Origin of the sequence: Pseudonocardia sediminis (genome assembly GCF_004217185.1) — a bacterium.
GTDB lineage: Bacteria > Actinomycetota > Actinomycetes > Mycobacteriales > Pseudonocardiaceae > Pseudonocardia > Pseudonocardia sediminis.
Genome location: NZ_SHKL01000001.1, coordinates 2,768,208 through 2,785,475, shown reverse-complemented (window position 1 = coordinate 2,785,475; position 17,268 = coordinate 2,768,208). Strand labels below are relative to the sequence as shown.

16 protein-coding genes are annotated in these 17,268 nt (G+C 71.7%); 7 read left to right on the top strand and 9 right to left on the bottom strand.

The annotated features are described in order from the left end of the window. Position 1: 1 nt before the first annotated feature. The 6 genes from EV383_RS13030 to EV383_RS13005 form a co-directional block, all read right to left on the bottom strand. On the bottom strand, positions 2–886 hold the full coding sequence (locus tag EV383_RS13030; RefSeq protein ID WP_130290163.1) for an alpha/beta fold hydrolase: 885 nt from the start codon (positions 884–886) through the stop codon (positions 2–4). A gap of 11 nt (positions 887–897) precedes the next feature. Beyond that, positions 898–2,049, bottom strand: a complete 1,152-nt coding sequence (locus EV383_RS13025; RefSeq protein ID WP_130290162.1) for an agarase — start codon at positions 2,047–2,049, stop codon at positions 898–900. A gap of 12 nt (positions 2,050–2,061) precedes the next feature. Next, on the bottom strand, positions 2,062–2,907 hold the full coding sequence (locus EV383_RS13020; protein ID WP_130290161.1) for a sugar phosphate isomerase/epimerase family protein: 846 nt from the start codon (positions 2,905–2,907) through the stop codon (positions 2,062–2,064). 8 nt (positions 2,908–2,915) lie between these two features. Beyond that, on the bottom strand, positions 2,916–3,836 hold the full coding sequence (locus tag EV383_RS13015; RefSeq protein WP_130290160.1) for a sugar phosphate isomerase/epimerase family protein: 921 nt from the start codon (positions 3,834–3,836) through the stop codon (positions 2,916–2,918). Then, a complete protein-coding gene (locus EV383_RS13010) occupies positions 3,833–4,876 on the bottom strand; it encodes a Gfo/Idh/MocA family protein (protein WP_130290159.1) in 1,044 nt (347 codons plus the stop codon). Before EV383_RS13010 ends, EV383_RS13015 begins: the two co-directional genes overlap by 4 nt. A 70-nt stretch (positions 4,877–4,946) precedes the next feature. Next, positions 4,947–5,804: a sugar phosphate isomerase/epimerase family protein gene (locus EV383_RS13005; RefSeq protein WP_130290158.1), complete on the bottom strand. Its 858-nt coding sequence runs from the start codon at positions 5,802–5,804 to the stop codon at positions 4,947–4,949. A gap of 133 nt (positions 5,805–5,937) precedes the next feature. Between EV383_RS13005 and EV383_RS13000 the strand changes: the two genes are divergently transcribed. Continuing rightward, complete coding sequence (locus EV383_RS13000) at positions 5,938–7,230, top strand: ROK family transcriptional regulator (protein WP_130290157.1); 1,293 nt, start codon at positions 5,938–5,940, stop codon at positions 7,228–7,230. Between the two features lie 81 nt (positions 7,231–7,311). On the opposite strand, the gene EV383_RS12995 is transcribed toward EV383_RS13000, so the two are convergent. Then, on the bottom strand, positions 7,312–8,187 hold the full coding sequence (locus EV383_RS12995) for a LysR family transcriptional regulator (protein ID WP_165438332.1): 876 nt from the start codon (positions 8,185–8,187) through the stop codon (positions 7,312–7,314). Positions 8,188–8,310: 123 nt separating this feature from the next. Between EV383_RS12995 and EV383_RS12990 the strand changes: the two genes are divergently transcribed. From EV383_RS12990 to EV383_RS12970, 5 genes are read left to right on the top strand one after another with little or no spacing between them, the layout of a single operon-like run. Further along, entirely contained in the window at positions 8,311–9,237 is a 927-nt protein-coding gene (locus tag EV383_RS12990; protein WP_130290155.1) for a dihydrodipicolinate synthase family protein, read from the top strand. Beyond that, positions 9,230–10,966 carry an oxidoreductase gene (locus EV383_RS12985; RefSeq protein WP_130290154.1) on the top strand — a complete coding sequence of 579 codons (1,737 nt, stop codon included), beginning with the start codon at positions 9,230–9,232 and terminating at the stop codon, positions 10,964–10,966. Before EV383_RS12990 ends, EV383_RS12985 begins: the two co-directional genes overlap by 8 nt. Positions 10,967–10,991: 25 nt before the next feature. Further along, positions 10,992–12,332: an MFS transporter gene (locus tag EV383_RS12980; RefSeq protein ID WP_130290153.1), complete on the top strand. Its 1,341-nt coding sequence runs from the start codon at positions 10,992–10,994 to the stop codon at positions 12,330–12,332. After that, on the top strand, positions 12,329–13,102 hold the full coding sequence (locus tag EV383_RS12975) for an SDR family NAD(P)-dependent oxidoreductase (protein ID WP_130290152.1): 774 nt from the start codon (positions 12,329–12,331) through the stop codon (positions 13,100–13,102). Before EV383_RS12980 ends, EV383_RS12975 begins: the two co-directional genes overlap by 4 nt. Continuing rightward, a complete protein-coding gene (locus EV383_RS12970) occupies positions 13,099–13,872 on the top strand; it encodes an SDR family NAD(P)-dependent oxidoreductase (RefSeq protein WP_130290151.1) in 774 nt (257 codons plus the stop codon). Before EV383_RS12975 ends, EV383_RS12970 begins: the two co-directional genes overlap by 4 nt. Positions 13,873–14,311: 439 nt before the next feature. On the opposite strand, the gene EV383_RS32885 is transcribed toward EV383_RS12970, so the two are convergent. Continuing rightward, complete coding sequence (locus EV383_RS32885; protein WP_341273724.1) at positions 14,312–14,710, bottom strand: ANTAR domain-containing protein; 399 nt, start codon at positions 14,708–14,710, stop codon at positions 14,312–14,314. A 188-nt stretch (positions 14,711–14,898) separates the two neighbouring features. Here EV383_RS32885 and EV383_RS12960 point away from each other — a divergent pair, with 188 nt between their 5' ends. Then, the gene (locus tag EV383_RS12960; RefSeq protein ID WP_130290149.1) at positions 14,899–15,882 is read left to right on the top strand and encodes a cation:proton antiporter domain-containing protein; all 984 of its coding nucleotides are present in this window, start codon (positions 14,899–14,901) and stop codon (positions 15,880–15,882) included. An 82-nt stretch (positions 15,883–15,964) separates the two neighbouring features. Here the strand turns inward: EV383_RS12960 and EV383_RS12955 are convergent, their stop codons facing one another. Then, positions 15,965–17,143 (bottom strand): hypothetical protein, encoded by a 1,179-nt coding sequence (locus EV383_RS12955; RefSeq protein ID WP_130290148.1) that lies wholly within the window; start codon positions 17,141–17,143, stop codon positions 15,965–15,967. Positions 17,144–17,268 lie beyond the last annotated feature (125 nt).

Here is a 17,268-nt window from a genome sequence, read left to right as displayed (position 1 = left end):
TCTACAGCTCCCCGGCGAAGAAGCGCAGGTAGTGCCCGGCCAGCTCGTCGGGCGACTCCTCGGCGAGCTGATGGCCCCACGGCAGGATCTCCGCACGCACGTCGTCGGCGACCTCGCGCATCTGCCGCTCGTTGTCGGCGCCGATGAAGTGCTCGCTGCCCACGGCCAGCACCGGCATCGGGAGCCGGGTCTTCGCGGACTCCTTGTTCTGGTCGCCGTCGGTGAGCGTGGCCCGGTAGATCTCGCACATGCATTTCACGCCGCCGGGCGAGGAGTAGCAGCGCACGTACTCGTCGAGAGCGTCCGGTGTGATCGCCGACGGGTCGTGCGTCTCGTGCTTCATGAAGTAGGAGAAGTACTCCCGCTCGTGCCCGCTGATGAGCATCTCCGGGAACTCGGGCACCGAGTAGAAGTTGATGTGCCAGAGCCAGACGTAGCTGCGCACGTTGTCCGGGGTCAGGAAGGAGTAGTCCTCCAGCCCGAAGCCGGGAAGGATCATCTCCTGGTAGACCAGCTGCTGCACGCGGTCGGGATGGCGGGCGGCGAGCTGGTAGGCCGCGGCGGCGCCCCAGTCCTCACCGACCACCCGGAAACGGTCGTGCCCGAGCTCGGTCATCAGCTCGGCGAAGTCCTCGGCCACGTTCGCCATGTCGTAGCCGCCGTCGGCGTGCTCGGAGTCCCCGAGCCCGCGCATGTCCGGCACCACCACCTGGTAGTGCGGCGTCAGGAGCGGGATCACGTGCCGCCAGTGGTAGGAGGTCTTGGGCACCCCGTGCAGGAGCAGGACGGGCTCGCCCTCACCCGCGGTCAGGTAGTGCAGACGCACGCCGTTGACGGTGGCCCGGCCGTGACGGACGAGGTCCCCGTTGTGGTCGACGATTCTCATGGGCTTCCCTCTCAGAGCAGGTCGTAGACGTGGCGGTTGAAGTCCGCGATCGGGTCGACGTACTCGCCGTACGGCTCGTCCCACGGGTCCTTCATGCCCCACCCGCGCGAGAGGTTCTCGACGTAGCCGCACCAGTGCCAGCCCAGGAGCCACGGCTCGCGCACCAGGTCGGTGAACGTGTCGATGTAGTGGCGGGCGCGAGTGGCCTGGTCCGGGACGCCGTCCATCGTGCGCTGGGGGTTGAGCTCGGTAGCGGTCCAGTTGCCGATGTCGGGGATGAGGATCGGCTTGCCGACGCGCTCGTACAGGCCGCGGGCGTGGGTGATCATGTGGTCGCGCGAGGCCTGGTCGTTGCCCGGGTAGTACTGCACGGACAGCACGTCGATGTAGGGCTTCGCGGCCTCGAGCACCACCTCGGGCAGCTCGTTGTCGCCGTTGTAGCGGTCGCCCAGGATCAGGTGGTGCGGGTCGTAGGTGCGGATGTGGCGGTGGATCGTCTCGTAGTACCGGCCGGCGATCTCGAAGAGCTTCGCGTCGCGCTTGTCGCCCTCGAGGCCCTCCAGGCCGGGCCAGTCCGCGCCCGCGGGGTGGCGGAACCACAGCGGGGCGTCGACGAACGAGTAGCCGATGAGGTTCTTGCTCGCCGCGGCGTCCACGCAGATGCTGCGCGCGAGGTAGGCGCAGTGGTCGTCGAAGTCGGCGTCGAAGACGTCCGGGTAGTACGGGCGGCCGTTCCAGTTCTCGTTCTCCGCCAGGCGCATCTGGATGATGTAGGGCATCCCGGCGGCCTCCAGGTCGGCCACCGTCCACTGCGACCCGTGCTCGACGACCACGATCTGCGACCAGTCGAACCTCTCGCGCCAGCCGCCGCCGATGTACTGCTGGGTCCAGCCGATCGAGTTGAAGCCCCAGTTGCGTAGGTCGGCGACGACGCCCTCGGAGATCCAGCGCTCCCGCGAGCCGCCGTAGCGCTTCTGCCAGACCTCCAGGTTGTGCGGGTACTTGAGGTCGGAGTCGTCGATGTGGTTCAGGCCGACGGACAGGAAGCCGTTGCCCAGCGGGTCCACGAGCCACCACCGGCCGCCGTCGCGGTCGAGCCGGAACGCCCCGGTGGCGTCGAAGGTCCAGCGGGTCGAGCCGCCGTAGCTGTCGATCTCGGACAAAGGTCTTCCCCCTCAGCGCGGCAGGCACGAACGCACGTAAGCGTCGGCCTTGGCCAGTTCGTCGGTGATGTGGTGCAGGGGCCAGCCGCCGGTACCGTGGCACTTGAGGCTGGCGGGGCCGGAGTAGCCGACGCGGGCGAGCGTCCCGAGCGGGACGGCGTGGTCGAGGGTGCCGCCGACGCGGGGCAGCTGCTGCTCCCCCGCCCCGAAGTTCAGACCGTCGACGCCGTGGCGGTAGGCCCGGTCGATGTCCCAGATGTAGTAGTAGAAGAGCTTCCGGCGCTCGGCGAGCCACATGATGGCCTCGCTGATGCCCTCCTGCATGACCCACAGGTGTGGCGGGGCGAGGCAGATCCCGAGGTTCGGGTGGTCGATGTCGCGCACCAACCGCTTGATCTGCGCGAGTGTGTCGACGCCTTCGTCCCAGCGCTGCTCCTCGCCGTGACCGGACTCGAAGTCGGCGTTGAACGGCACGGTGAGGTGGTTCTCCACGGCGATCCGGACGCCGTTGCGGGCGGCGGCCTCCACCAGGGTGGGGAGGAACTTCGCGACGAAGTCGGGGTAGTTGGCCTCGCAGTCGAAGATCACGGTGTCGATGCCGAGGTCGCGGGCGAACTCGATGCGCTCGAGCATCTCGTCCTGCGTCTTCCCGTACATCGTCAGGCCGCAGGGGCGCACGCCGTAGCGGTCGAGCACCGCGCGGATCGCCGACGGGTCGTCGCCCGGGGTCACGTGGTGGGCCAGCGGCGCGGCCGAGGACCACAGGTTGACCTCGGTGAACCCGAGCCCGGCGAGCTCGCGGATCGCCACCTCGAGCGGGTAGTCGTGGTAGGGCAGGATCTCTGCGGTGTAGCGCACTTCTCTCCTCACGCCACGATCAGCGGCCGCAGGGTGCGGTGGGCGACCTGCAGGCCGGTGTGGATCCGGTCCTCGGTCCCACCCCAGACCGGGTCCTCGTGCTCGACCGAGAGCACGCCGTCGAAGCCGCCCTCGAAGAGCGTGTCGACGACCCGGCGCCAGTCCACGTCGCCGAGGCCGGGCACCCGGTAGCGCCACCAGCCGACGTCGAACGGGTCTTCGCGCGCGACGGCCTTGCCCGGCCAGCCGTAGCGGTTGCGGCGCTCCGGGAAGAGCTGGATGTCCTTGGCCTGTGCGTGCGGGATCCGGTCCACGTAGGGCTTCAGCGCCTCGACCGGGTCGATGCCCATCCACATCAGGTGGCTCGGGTCGTAGTTCAGGTAGAGCCCGAGCGAGAACATCCACTCCCACAGCTCCGGGGAGTAGGCGAGGTTGCCCGGGTAGCCGTCCGGGTGCCAGCCCTCCATCACGCAGTTCTCGACGATCAGCTTGACGCCGTGTTCGCCGGCCCGCTCGACCAGTGGTGGGAAGATCTCCTCGGCGTCGCGCAGGTTCTGCGCGACCGTCCGGCCGGGGTGGCGCCCGACGAACGTGCCGACGGTCGGGCAGCCGAGTAGCGCGGCGGCGTCGATGCAGGCGGCGAGGTGGGCGTGCACCGCGGCGCGCTCGGACGGGTCGGGGTGCAGGTTGTTGTCGTAGAACGCCAGCGAGCTCAGCGTCAGGCCGGACCGCTCGAACAGGGCGCGGGTCGCGTCCGCCTCGCGCTCGCCGAACGAGGCGACGTCGAGATGGCTGGCGGTGAACGGGCGGTCGCCGATCGCCGGCCAGGCCGCCACCTCGAGGGCCTCGTAGCCCGCTCCGGCGGCCCAGGCCGCGATCTGCTCCAGCGGCTGGTCGGGCAGGCAGGCGGTGAGCATTCCGAGCTTCACGAGGGCACCTCCACCCAGGTCGAGGCGTCCGACGAGCGGATCACCGCGTCGGTCAGTGCCGCGGCGCGCAGGCCGTCGGCGAACGTGGGCAGCCCGTCCGGTGCGTCGCCGTGGACCGCGGCGTAGGTGTCGGCCACGAACGCGTTGAAGCAGTCCTGGTAGCCCTGCGGGTGCCCGGGCGGGAGCAGCGAGTAGCGCGCCGCGGCCCCGGAGGACGCGGGCGAGCCGCGGTGCACGGTCCGGTCGCCGTCGGTACCGCCGATCCGCACCGCTTCCGGGTCCTCCTGGTCGAAGCGGTACGCCGCCCCCTCGCCGTCGAGGGAGATCCGCAGGGCGTTGCGCCGGCCGAGCGCGGTCTGGCTGACCACGACCGAGCCGGTGGCGCCGGTGTCGGTCTCGAACTGCACGGTGGTGGCCGTGCCCCCGCCCGCGGTCGCGGCGAGCAGGCGGGTGATCCGGTGCCCGCTGGTGAACTCGACCAGGTCGCACCAGTGCACGCCGACGTCGGCGAACGCGCGGTGCGCGCCGCCCTCGGAGGCGTCGCCGCGCCAGCCGGCCGGGGCCCCGGCGGCCTGCCAGTCCTGCAGGTAGGCGCCGTGCAGAAGGTGCAGCGGGCCCGCCTCGCCGGCCGCCACCCGGGCCCGGATCTCCCGGGCCGCGGGGTAGAAGCGGTAGACGAACGGGACCGTCGCGACCAGCCCGTCGGCTGCGGCGGCCAGCGCCTGCGCATCGGCCAGCGTCGTGGCCAGCGGTTTCTCGCAGATCACGGGCTTCCCCGCAGCCAGCGCGCGGCGGGCCAGCGCGACGTGCGTCGAGTTCGGGGTGCACAGGTGCACCACGTCGACGTCGTCGGCGTCGATCACGGCCTCGCCGCTCGGTGCGCCGGCGTGGGCGCCGAGCCGGGCCGCGGCCTCCTCCGACCGGTCCGGGCGCGATGCCGCGACCCGGGTCACCTCGCCGCCGGCCGCCCGGACGGCGTGCGCGTGCACGCCGCCGATGAACCCGGCGCCGATGATCCCGGCGCGGAGCCTGTCCCCCATCGGTTCCTCCATCTCAGCTCGTCGTCCCTGGCTCAGCTCGTCGTCCCTGGCTCAGCTCGTCGTCCCTGGCTCAGCTCGTCGTCACGGTCAGCCCGGCCCGGTCCAGCGCACCGTCGAGCCAGGCGCGGCTGATCCGGGCGGCCTCGGCCGGGTCGCCGTCGTACGAGTCCAGCTCGACGACCAGCCAGTCGTCGTAGCCGGAATCGGCGACGGCGGCGAGCACGCCGTCCAGATCGAGCTCGCCGCGGCCCAGCGGCAGGAACGTGGCACCGTCGGCCCCGAGGTCCTTGAGGTGCACGTGCCGGATCCGGTCGCGGTACCGGCGGATCATCGCGGCCGGGTCACCACCGCCGGCGGCCAGGTGCGCGGTGTCCGGGCAGAAGCCGATCGAGGATCGCTCGAAGACGGCCTCGACCTGCTCCGGGGACTGGCCGATCGTCCCCAGGTGCGGGTGGTAGCAGGCGGACAGGCCGTGCTCGGCCGCGATCCCGTCCACCGTGTCGAGGGCCTGGCCGAGCCGGTCGTGGTCGCCCTCGGCGATCCCGTCCGCACGCGGTGCGCCACCGCCGACCACCAGCTGCCCGGCTCCGAACCGGGCCGCGGCCTCGGCGGCCCGGCGCACCCGGTGCAGCTCGTCGGCCAGGATGTCCGGGTAGACGAAGTTCGCGCCCGTGTAGACCCCGACCAACGACAGGCCGGTCTCGTCGAGCAACCGGGGCAGCGAGGCGGCGTCGTCGTCAGCGAACTCGGCGAACTCGCGCACGTTCCCGTCGAACATCTCGACACCCCGGTAGCCGGCCGCGGAGATCTCGCGCAGGGCCCGGTGCATGTCCCCCGGTACGCGGTAGACGAGATCCTTCACGCTGGTCACCCCGCCGGCGGCGCCGGTGACGCCGCCCCAGGTGATCGAGTGATAGCCGAGGCGCACGGCCCACCTCCTCACCGTGCGGCAGCAGCGCCGCACTTCCGATCGATACGGCGACCGTACGGTTTGATTTGCACAGAAGTCAATGGACTAATCTCAGAAGTCCGGAACGACGCGGAACGAGGAGGACCACCGAGTGGGAGCATCCGTACAGGGTGTGGCGCCGGACCAGCTGGACACGCTGGTCACCGTGCTCGACCTGGTTCGTTCCGGGCGCGCCCGGACGCGCCCGGAACTGGCGCTGCGCTCCGGGCTCGGGCGCACGGTCATCTCACAGCGGCTCGGGCAGCTGGAGGCAGCCGGCCTGGTGACCGAGGGCCCCCTCGGGGTGTCCACCGGCGGTCGGGCGCCGCGCGAACTGCGCTTCGTTGCCGATGCGGGGGTGCTGCTGGTGGCCTCGCTCGGGGCGACCGGGTTCGACGCCGGCGTGGCCGACCTGAGCGGGCGCCTGATCGCCCACCGAGGCTGCGACTGGGACATCGCCGCCGGGCCGGAGGCCACCCTGAGCCGGGTGGAGGGCCTGTTCGACGAGCTGCTCGCCGGGCGGGACACCCCCGCCGTCTGGGGTGTCGGACTCGGGGTACCCGGACCGGTCGAGTTCGCATCCGGGCGTCCGGTAGCGCCACCGATCATGCCGGGGTGGGACGCCTACCCGGTCCGCGACCGGCTGGCCACGCGCTACGACGCGCCCGCGTTCGTGGACAACGAGGTCAACCTGATGGCGCTGGGCGAGTACCGGGCGGGCCGGGTGGCCGGCTCCCCCGACCTGGTGCTGGTCAAGATCGGTACCGGGATCGGGGCCGGGCTGATCTCCGGCGGACGTCTGCACCGCGGCGCGCAGGGCTCGGCGGGCGACATCGGACACGTCGGGCTGACCGGCTCGGTGCCCGGTGCCGAACAGGTGCTCTGCCGCTGTGGCAACGTCGGCTGCCTGGAAGCGCTGGTCGGCGGCGCGGCTCTGGCCCGGGACGCGACAGCCGCCGCCCTGCAGGGCCGGGGCGAGCACCTGGTCGCGCGGCTGGCCCGGGCCGGCGAGATCACCCCGGCCGACGTCGTGCTCGCCGCCGAGTTCGGCGACCCGGTGGCGGTGGAGCTGCTGTCTCGGGCCGGCCGCCTGGTCGGCGACACGGTGGCCGCAGTGGTCAACTTCTTCAACCCGTCGACGATCCTGCTCGGCGGGCGGGTCGGAGCCTCCGGCGACCTGCTGCTGGCCAGCGTCCGGCAGTCGGTCTACCGACGGTCGCTGCCGCTGGCCACGCGCGACCTGCAGATCGTGCGGACGTCGCTGGGTGAGCGGTCGGGCCCGACCGGCGCGGGCTTCATGATCGTCGACGAGCTGTTCGGCCGGGACCTTCTTGCGCAGTGGATCCCGCACGGCAGCCCCGCCGGAATGCCGGGCCTGCGCCCGCATGCGGCGGCCGGCGTCTGATCCAATCCGATACCGGAGCACGCCTTCAGCCACGCCGTCGACAACGGTCGCGGGAACCTCGGCTAGGTGTCGTCACCGATCTCACCGATACCGCATCCGCTCGGCACTGGCGACGAACGCCGCGACCAGCGGATGCGCGGCCAGCCGCGGCCAGGCCAGCGTGATCGGCACCCGCGGCGAGTCCGCGACGAGGCGGTAGCGGATCTGCGGGTGGGTGTAGAGCCGTCCGGTGGAGGCCGGTGTCAGCCCGACACCCCGGCCCGCGGCGATCGCCTCCATCCACTCGTCGACGTTGCGGACCCGCACGACGGTGTCCGGTCGCCGGGTCGACTCCCACAGCTCGAGCGTGGTCGTGCCGGAAACCACGTTGATCACGATCGTCTCGCCCGCGAGGTCGGCCAGCACGACCTCCTCGCCGGACAGCAGCGGGTGATCGGCCGGAAGGGCCACGACGCGCGGTTCGTCGGCCAGCACCAGCGTCCCGAACCGGGGGTCCCCGGGGTCGCCCGGCAGGAAACCCACGTGGGTGCGGCCGTCGTCGAGCCCGGCCACCGTGTCGTCGTATCGCCGGATCTCCACCGTCACCCCCGGATGGGCGCGCTCGAAGTCCCGCACGATCGGCGCCGTGTACTCGGCCGTGGAGCCCCAGGTGAACCCGACCCTCAGGACGGGTGACCCTCCGGTCGCCGCGCCGACCGCCTCGTCGAGCACGGCCAGCACGCGATGCGCATGCGGCAGGAACTGCTGACCGGCCGCGGTGAGCGCCACCGTGCGGCGGTTCCGCACCAGCAGCGCCGTGCCGACCAGACGCTCCAGGGAGGCGACGGTGCGGCTCATGGCGGGCTGGGTGATCTGCAGGTTCTGCGCGGCGCGGGTGAAGTTGCGCTCCCGTGCGACGGCCACGAACGCGCGCAGATGCCTCATCTCCACGCCGTGCTCGGCCCGCATCTCACTCATGCGTCGGGAGCATAAGTGGTGCTGGATCGGCATTTCCACCCGCGCCGAACCCGGGCCTAGCGTCGTCTCATCGCCGATCCGACGAGGAGAGGCGCAACCGACGAAGAGAGGACGGGACCGACGATGGTCTCCTTCCGCGGTGTGATCCCGGCGCATCTGCTCCCGTTCACCGAGGACCTGCAGATCGACGAGCACAATCTGCGCCGCCATCTGCGTTCCCTGCTCGACGTCGAGGGCGTCGCGGGCATCACGACCAACGCGCACGCGTCGGAGGTGGCCACGCTGACCGCCGACGAGCAGCGCCGCCAGCTCGACATCGTCCTCGACGAGGTCGCCGGACGGGTCCCGGTCATCTCCGGGGTCTACCAGGACGGGTCCGCGAAGGCCGCGCGGATCGCCGCGGACGCCGAGGCGGCGGGGGCGGACGGCCTGCTCGTGTTTCCCACGGTCGTGTTCGACGGCGGCGCCCAGCTGCGGCCGGAGATGGCGGTGGGGCACTACGCCACGATCGCCGACGCCACATCGCTACCGATGATCGCGTTCGTCTATCCGGCGACGTCCGGGCTGCGGCTGGGCACCGACGCCCTGGTCCGGGTCTGTTCCGAGATCGACAACGTGGTCGCGGTCAAGGAGTGGTCGAACGACATCGTCGTCTACGAGCGCAACCTGCGGGCGCTGCGGGCGCTGGACAAACCGGTCTCGGTGCTGTCCAGCTTCAGCCGTTCGCTTCTCGCCTCGCTCGTGCTGGGCGCGGACGGGATCCTCTCCGGGCACGGCAGCGTCGTGGTGGACCTGCAGGTGGAGCTGTTCCGGGCCGTGGAGAAGCAGGACCTGACCGAGGCCCGCCGGGTCTGGGACCGCATCCAGCCCTTCGCCGAGGCCTGCTACGCCGACCCGTTCCTGGACGGGCACAACCGGATGAAGGTCGCGCTGGCGCAGCTGGGCCGGATCGACGCCGCGCACGTCCGGCCACCGCTGCAGCCGGTGCCCGACACCGAGCAGGCGATGCTGCGGGCCGCCGTCGAGCGGGCGGAGCTGCCCCGTGGGTGAGCGAGCCGGCCTGTTCGACCCGATCGAGATCGGCGGCGTCCGGCTCCGCAACCGGACCCTGCTGCCCTCGATGACCACCCGCCTCGCCGACGACGCCGGGTACGTCACCGACGCGACGCTCGCCTACTACCGGGCCCGCGCCGAGGGCGGTGTCGGGCTGGTGACCGTCGAGATGGCCTCCCCCGAGATCGCCGGCAAGCACCGCTTCCGCGAGCTGGGCATCTACGACGACATGTTCCTGCCCGGCCTGCGCAGGCTCGTCGAGACGGTCCACGAGGCCGGGGCGCGCGCGTCGATCCAGCTCGGGCACGGCGGCAGCCGGGCCCGGTCCGCGGTCTCCGGCACCACCCCCGTGGCGCCGTCGGCCGTACCCACCCCGGTCTTCGAGGTGGAGAGCGAGATCGCCGTCCCGGAGGCCATGTCGCCGGCCCGGATCCGCGAGACGGTCGACGCGTACGTGGCCGCCGCGGCCCGCGCGCAGCGGGCCGGGTTCGACATGGTGGAGCTGCACGGCGCGCACGGTTACCTGATCTCGCAGTTCCTGTCCCCGCTGGAGAACACCCGCACCGACTGCTACGGCGGATCGCTGGAGAACCGGGCCCGGTTCGGCCTGGAGATCCTGCGCCGCATCAAGTCCGAGGTCCCGGGCCTGCCGGTGATCTTCCGGATCGGGGTGGAGGACTTCTTCCCGGGCGGGCTCACCGCCGACGAGGGCATACAGGTCGGCCGGTGGTCCGAGCGGGACGGCGCCGACGCGGTCAGCGTGACCGCCGGGCACTACCGCTCGCTGCCGGCCGCCGAGCGGATGATCCCGCCGATGGCCTACCCCGCGGCGACGTTCGTGGAGTACGCGGCCCGGATGAAGCGGCTCGTCGACGTCCCGGTGATCGGGGTCGGGCGGCTCGGCGATCCCGACCTCGCCGCCCGCGCCGTGGCCGACGGCAAGCTCGACGTCGTGGCCCTGGGCCGACCGCTGATCGCCGACCCGCACTGGGTGGTCAAGGCACAGGCCGGGGCTCCGGTCCGGCGCTGCCTGGCCTGCAACCACTGCATCACGAACATGCGCTCCGGTGCCCAGCTGTCCTGCGTGGTGAACCCGGCGACCGGTCGCGAGAACGTCTACGCCGGCACGAGCGCACCGCAGAGCCGGCGGATCGTGGTCCTCGGCGCCGGACCGGCCGGGCTGAGCTACGCCTCGCTGGTCGCCGCGGGCAACGACGTCACCGTGATCGACAAGGCGGATCGCGCCGGCGGGGCGTTCCGGCTCACCGGGCTCGCGCCCCGGTTCAACGACGTCGCCGCGGCCGAACCGACGTTCGAGGCCTACATCGGCGAGCTCGAACGGGCCTGTCGGCTCGGAGGCGTCCGGTTCCGCTACGGCTCGGAGGCCACCGGCGACGACCTGCGCGGGGCCGACCTGGTCGCGGTGGCCACCGGCGCGGACTACCGGTTCGGGCTCGGCGCCGTGGTCCCCCGCCTGCTGCGCACCCGCGCCGCCCGCTCCGGGGCCGCCGCCCGGCTGTTCGCCTCGGCCCGGGTCCGCGACAGCCTCTACTACCGGCTGCGCACCGGACGCGGCGCCGCACTGGCCCGCCGTCTCCCCCTCGAGCCGGGCACCGAGGTGCTCGTGCTCGGCGACGCCGCCCGGGCCGGCAAGGCCCGCGAGGCCATCACGAGCGCGTTCGACGCCGCGCTGGCGCCCAGAACCCATCCCGCACCCACCCCCTGACACCACCGACAAGAGGTCCAGTGCCATGACAGAGACGTCAGTGAGCGCAGTACACGCCCCGCCGGGAAGCCGGCGGCAGAGCGGCAAGGTCGCCTTCGCCAGCCTGATCGGTACCACCGTCGAGTGGTACGACTTCTACATCTACGGCACCGCCGCGGCGCTGGTGTTCCCGCGGCTGTTCTTCCCCGAGTTCTCACCGGCCGCGGGCCTGCTCGCGGCGCTGTCCACCTACGCGGTGGGCTTCGCAGCCCGCCCGCTCGGTGGCATCGTGTTCGGCCACTTCGGCGACCGCGTCGGCCGCAAGAAGATGCTGGTCATCTCGCTGCTCGCGATGGGCCTCGGCACACTGGCGATGGGTCTCGTTCCCGGCTTCGCGCAGATCGGCGTCCTGGCCCCGATCCTCATCGTGGCGCTCCGGTTCATCCAGGGCGTCGCCGTCGGCGGCGAGTGGGGCGGAGCGGTGCTGATGGCCGTCGAGCATGCACCGCCGGGCAAGGCCGGCCTGTACGGGTCGTGGCCGCAGGTCGGCAGCCCGCTCGGGCTGGTGCTCTCCACCGCGGCCTTCTCCGCGGTGAGCGTGCTGCCCGACGAGGACTTCCTGTCCTGGGGCTGGCGGATACCGTTCCTGGCCAGCGCGGTACTGATCATCGTCGGGCTCGTCGTGCGGCTGCGGCTGATGGAGTCCCCGGTGTTCGCACAGATGCAGGCCGCCGGTGACACCGCCCGGCTGCCGGTCCGCGACGCACTGGCCAAGCACCCGGGCAGCGTGCTCGGCGCCGCCGGCGCGTTCATCGTGATCAACACCGTCTTCTACCTGGTCACCGTGCTCGGCCTGTCCTGGGCCACCTCACACCTGGGCATCCCGCGCGGCACCTTCCTGGCCGCCGTCCTGGTCGCTGCGCTGCTCATGTGCGGCACGGTGCCGCTGTTCGGCGCGCTGTCCGACCGGGTCGGCAGGCGCCCGGTGTTCGCGGCCGGGGCGATCCTGGTGGCGGTGTTCGCGTTCCCGCTGTTCTGGCTGATCGAGACGATGTCGACGCCGCTGCTGTTCCTCGGCGTCATCGTGATCATGGGCATCGGGCACCCGCTGATGTACGGGCCGCAGGCGGCGCTGTACTCGGAGACGTTCCCGCCGGCGCTGCGCTACTCGGGTGCGTCACTCGGTTACCAGATCGGCGGCATGCTCGGCGGACTCGTCCCGCTCGTGGCCAGCGCCCTGCTGATCAGCTACGACAACGCGTCCTGGCCGATGGCCACGCTGCTCGCCGTCACCGCCGTGATCAGCCTGCTGTCGCTGCTCACGATCCGCGCCCGCTACGCCGACCACACCCGCATCGATGACACCCCTGTGGAGGTCACGCCGTGACCGCACTCGATCTCACCGGCCGCACCGCCGCCGTCACCGGCGCGGCCCGCGGCATCGGCCAGGCCATCGCGACGGCGCTGGCCGACGCCGGAGCCCAGGTCGCCGTGATCGACAAGGACGCCGACGGCGCGCAGCTGGTCGCGGGGAAGATCGGCGGCGTGCCGGTGTCGGCCGACCTCACAGAGGCCGCCGCCGTGGAGCGGGCGTTCACCGAGGTCGTCGAGCAGCTCGGCGCCCCCGACGTGTTCGTCAACAACGCCGGCATCCTGCGGGCCGGTGACCTGGTCAGCTCCGGGATCGACGACTGGGACGCCCAGTTCGCCGTCAACACCCGGGCGGCGTTCTTGTCCGTGCGCGCCGCCGCGGGACACATGCGGGCCCGCGGCGGGCCGGGCTCGATCGTCGTGGTCACCTCGAACTGCGCCCGCACCCCACGGATGGACCTGGGCGCCTACTGCGCGTCCAAGGCGGCCACCGACATGATGGCCCGCTGCCTGGCCCTCGAGCTCGCCGGCGAGGGCATCCGGGTCAACACGCTCTGCCCGGGCTCGTGCGACACCGAGCTGCAACGCGTCCAGTGGCGCAAGCTCGGCGTCGGCCCCGAGCGCCAGATCCACGGTGACCCCGCGAAGTACCGCACCGGCATCCCGATGGGGCGCCTCACCACACCCCAGGACGTGGCTGACCTGGCCCTGGTACTCGCCTCGGACGCCACCCGGTTCGTCACCGGGCAGTCCTGGCACGTCGACGGAGGACAGACCCTGCCATGAACGACGCCACCAACTCCTTCGCGAACGACTTTGCCGGGCTGACCGCCGTCGTCACCGGCGGTGCCTCCGGGATCGGCGCCGCGACGGCGGCCCTGTTCGCCGCGCGCGGCGCCCGGGTCGCCGTCCTCGACCTCGACCCGGGCGGCGTGTCCGGCCCGTTGCTGGGAGTGCGCGCGGACGTCACCGACGACGACTCCGTCACCGCCGCCGTCGACGAGGTCGTGGCGGCGTTCGGCGGGATCGACATCCTGGTCAACAACGCCGGGGTCGGCGCAGCCGGCACGGTGGAGGCCAACGACCTCGACGAGTGGCGGCGGGTACTCGACGTGAACCTGCTCGGGCTGGTGCGCACCACCCGGGCCGCGCTGCCGGCGCTACGCCGCGCGGGCTCGGCGGCCGTGGTGAACGTCTGCTCCATCGTGGCCACCGCCGGGCTGCCCGACCGGGCGCTGTACTCGGCGAGCAAGGGCGCCGTGCTGTCCCTGACCCGGGCCATGGCTGCGGACCACGTCGGTGAGGGGATCCGGGTCAACTGCGTATGCCCCGGCACCGTCGACACCCCGTGGATCGGTCGGCTGCTCGATGCCGCCGACGACCCCGACGCCGAGTACGCGTCGCTACGCGGCCGTCAACCGACCGGTGGGCTGGTCGGGATGGACGAGGTCGCCCGGTCCATCGTGCACCTCGCCGACCCACAGATGTGCTCACTCACCGGCACCGACCTGGCCGTCGACGGTGGGATGTCGGGCCTCCGTGTCCCGCGGCGTTGAAAGACCGGCGAGGTCCGGCCAGAGCGTGATCGGCCACGAGTTCATGGGGCTACGTCGCCAGCCCCGCACGGTGCTGACGGTGACCGCGCGCAGCAGTTGTCCGGCCGGCCCGGGGTGGCTCGACCCCGGCCGGGACGGTTCGACGACCTCGCCCACTTCGGTACGGCGGTGAGGCACTCGCCGGGAACCGACCCCGCGCACTCCCACTGCGTGTCACGCCTGATCTCATCCGGCGTCGATCACGTGTCAGGTCGGTCGCTTCTCGGCGATCACGTAGAGGGTTTGATGGTGGGTTGCTCGAACAAGGTGCCGGCGCCCTCGGCGAGGGCCGGAACCGGCATCCCTGCGCCGTTGAGGGCCTTGCGACGGGCCGAGCTCGACGCGCTCCACCCCGTCGGCGGCCAGGACCGCCACCGTCCGGCGCGCAGTTCTCCGGCCATCATCGATCACGCTCGTCTCGGACCGTGCCGGCGGCCTGACGACACGCCGCGGCCCCAGCGGCCGGGGCGAGCAGGTCCTCGAGAACCTCGGTCACGATCCGGCACTGTTGCGGAAGCGCTGGTCCGCTCTCGCGGACCCTGTCGACGAAGGCGGGGGCGAGCTCGGCAATCTTGGTGTTGCTGTGTTGGGAGACCCGGGTCAGCAGCCTGAACGCCTCGTCGGCGCTGATGCCGTAGTGAGCGACCAGTATGCCCTTGGCCTGCCCGATCGCGTCCCGGCTGTGCAGGGCCCGAATCAGACCATCGACCCGATCCTGCAGCACGGTGATCCGGTACTGATCGGGCCCGACGGTCGGTCGGATCGTTTCACCTCCCGGGTGGTCGGTGGCGTGGTCCACGGCTCGATCGGAACCCGCTAGCGATGACGACATCGACGATGCGCTCCGTTCCGGTGCCCGCGGCGAACTCGTGATACGCCAGGCCCACCTCGGGACCACGACGTAGCCACGACGCTAAAGAACCCCGGCATCGGACCAGAGCCGTTTCCGGCAGGCCCGGGGATGCAGAATCGGCACTACCAACGGCTGTGCGCAGCGCAGCGGCCGGGCTCACCGCAGCGGATATCGCTGCGCTCGGAGCCGCCGTCGCGCCGCCGGATGCGGTGGCCGCGACCGCGGTCGCGCGTGGCATCCGCATGCCGCGCCGGGTGGTGGCGCTGCTGGAGGGCGAGAGCCTGTTCAACGATGCCGCGGCACTGACCGTGCTCACGGCCGCCGTCGGCGCGGTGACCGGCGAGAGCCTGTCCTTCGCCCAGGCGACCGGGGAGTTCCTGTTCAGTGCGCTCGGCGGGCTCGTGATCGGTGGGATGGTGGCGGTGGCCTGGGTGCGTCGGCGGGTCCGCAACCCCTACACCGACGTCGTGGTCTTCCTGATCGCTCCGTTGGCGGCGTTCCTGCCCGCCGACGTGGTGGGCGCCTCCGGTCTGGTGGCGGTGGTCACCGCCGGCCTGTACCTCGGCCATCGCGCGACGACGATCATGGAGCCGGGTGCCCGGGTCGTCACCGGGTCGGTCCGAACCGCGTTGTCCTGGCTGCTCGAGGGCGTCGTGTTCCTGCTGGTCGGGCTGCAGCTCCGCGAGGTGGTCGCCGGGACCGCGTCGAACCCGCTGCGTGTCGTGGTCGTGTCGTCGGTCGCGGTCGTGGTCACGTTGCTCGTCGCGGTGACTCTGGCCGCGGTACTCGCCCTGCCGGTCGTGGTCCCCGACGGACAGGCCTTCCCTCAGCGCGATCTGATCGTCTTTCTCGCCTTCGTGGTCATCCTGGCGACCCTGCAGGCCCAGACCGAGACCGCCGACTCCGACCCGAGTGCGTTCCTCGAACCCCGCTCGGCGCTCACCGCCGGGTCGGAGGAGCTCCCCAGGGACACCTACCGGCGGTACGGCCAGGCAATGATCATCGCTGAGAGAGCCCGCCTGCTCTCTCTACGCGACGAAGGGGGTCTCGGTGAGGTCGCATTCGTTCGTATTCAACGCGAACTCGACCTCGAGCAGGCCGCGTTGCTCGTGCGATGAACGCCCGAGCTCTCGGCGTCCTTATCGTGTCGGGGGTGGGCGGGCGAGATCGAGTCCAAACCGGTGCCTCGCCACGGGCTGGTCAGGATGACGAAACCGGAGACTCGCCGGTCTCCTCGTCCTGGCCGATCTCGTCGCGACGCTGACGCTCGCGGTAGCCGTAGGCCGCCCGCCGTACGGCGTCCTCGCTGTCCAGCCCGGAACCCAGCGCTCCGGCGACGGTGGCCAGGCTGGTGGCCAGCCAGACGAGCTGAAGGTGGTCGGCGAGCTCGGGTGGGCGGCCCAGGTTCGAGCCGAGAACCGAGGGTTCGAGGAGGAACAACGACCCGAGCAGGGTGAGCACGAACACCGCGACAGACATGGTCAGAACGCCGATGCCCAACGTCAGCACGGTGGAGAAGTTGTACAGCACGGTCTCCTCCTGTTCGCCCTCGTCGCGGGCGCGTTCCCACAGGTGGTGGGCGCCGATGATCCAGGCGACCATGAGCGCGACCGACACCACGGAGGTCAGGACGAGTTTGCCCACTCCGAGGCGGGTGGACAGCAGCCAGACCGTCGAGGTCGTGATGGTCAGGTAGGCGCCGGTGCCCAGGACGGCGGCCAGCGCGGTGCGCGTACCCAGGACCAGGCGCCAGGGCTGATTGGTGTGCACCATGCCGGCGAGCAGGCGAGCCCGGCCGCGCCATCGGGTCGTCACGTAGCGCCGTGTGTGCCGGCCGTCCCCGGTATGGACGACGAGGACAGGCTGTAGGTGTCTCGCGGTCGCGCGTCCGAGGCGGCTCGGGTGGTGCCGTCCCCAGTCGAGCCCGGCGTCGGCGGTTCCGGTGAGGTCGGCGACCAGGCGGACCACCGCGTTGCGGACCTTCCGGTGTTGCAGGAACGGTCCGAACCCGGGCAGCGAGAGACCGGCGACACGGCGGTCGTGGTCGAGGTCGACCAGGATCGGGAGGTCGTCGTGCTGGATCGGGAGACCGGTGAGATAGACGCCGAGGTCCCACCCGGAGTCCGCGGTCCGGTCGGCCACCGCGTCGAGCAGTTCCTCGGCGTCGTGCACCGCGGGGGTGACCGGGTGGGTCATCGTTCGCAGGTCCCACACGATGTTGGAGTCGACCTGCGCACCGAGTGTTTCGGGGAGGTCGTCGACCAGCTTCGCGGCGATCTCCGCGGGCGTGTCGGGGTCGACGAGCAAGCCCACGACGAGAGTGCGTTGATGATCCTCGACGGTCGTGTCCGAGGCTTCTCGTTGCTCGAGGTCCGCCATTGCTTCTCCTCACTGTGTGCCGCCGATTCGCAAGGGCGGCGTTGTGCAGGATCCGCAGCGGGTCGAAAGGCGACGACAGGCCCGACGCTCCGCACCACGGAGACGTCACGCCGCCGGGCTCCCTC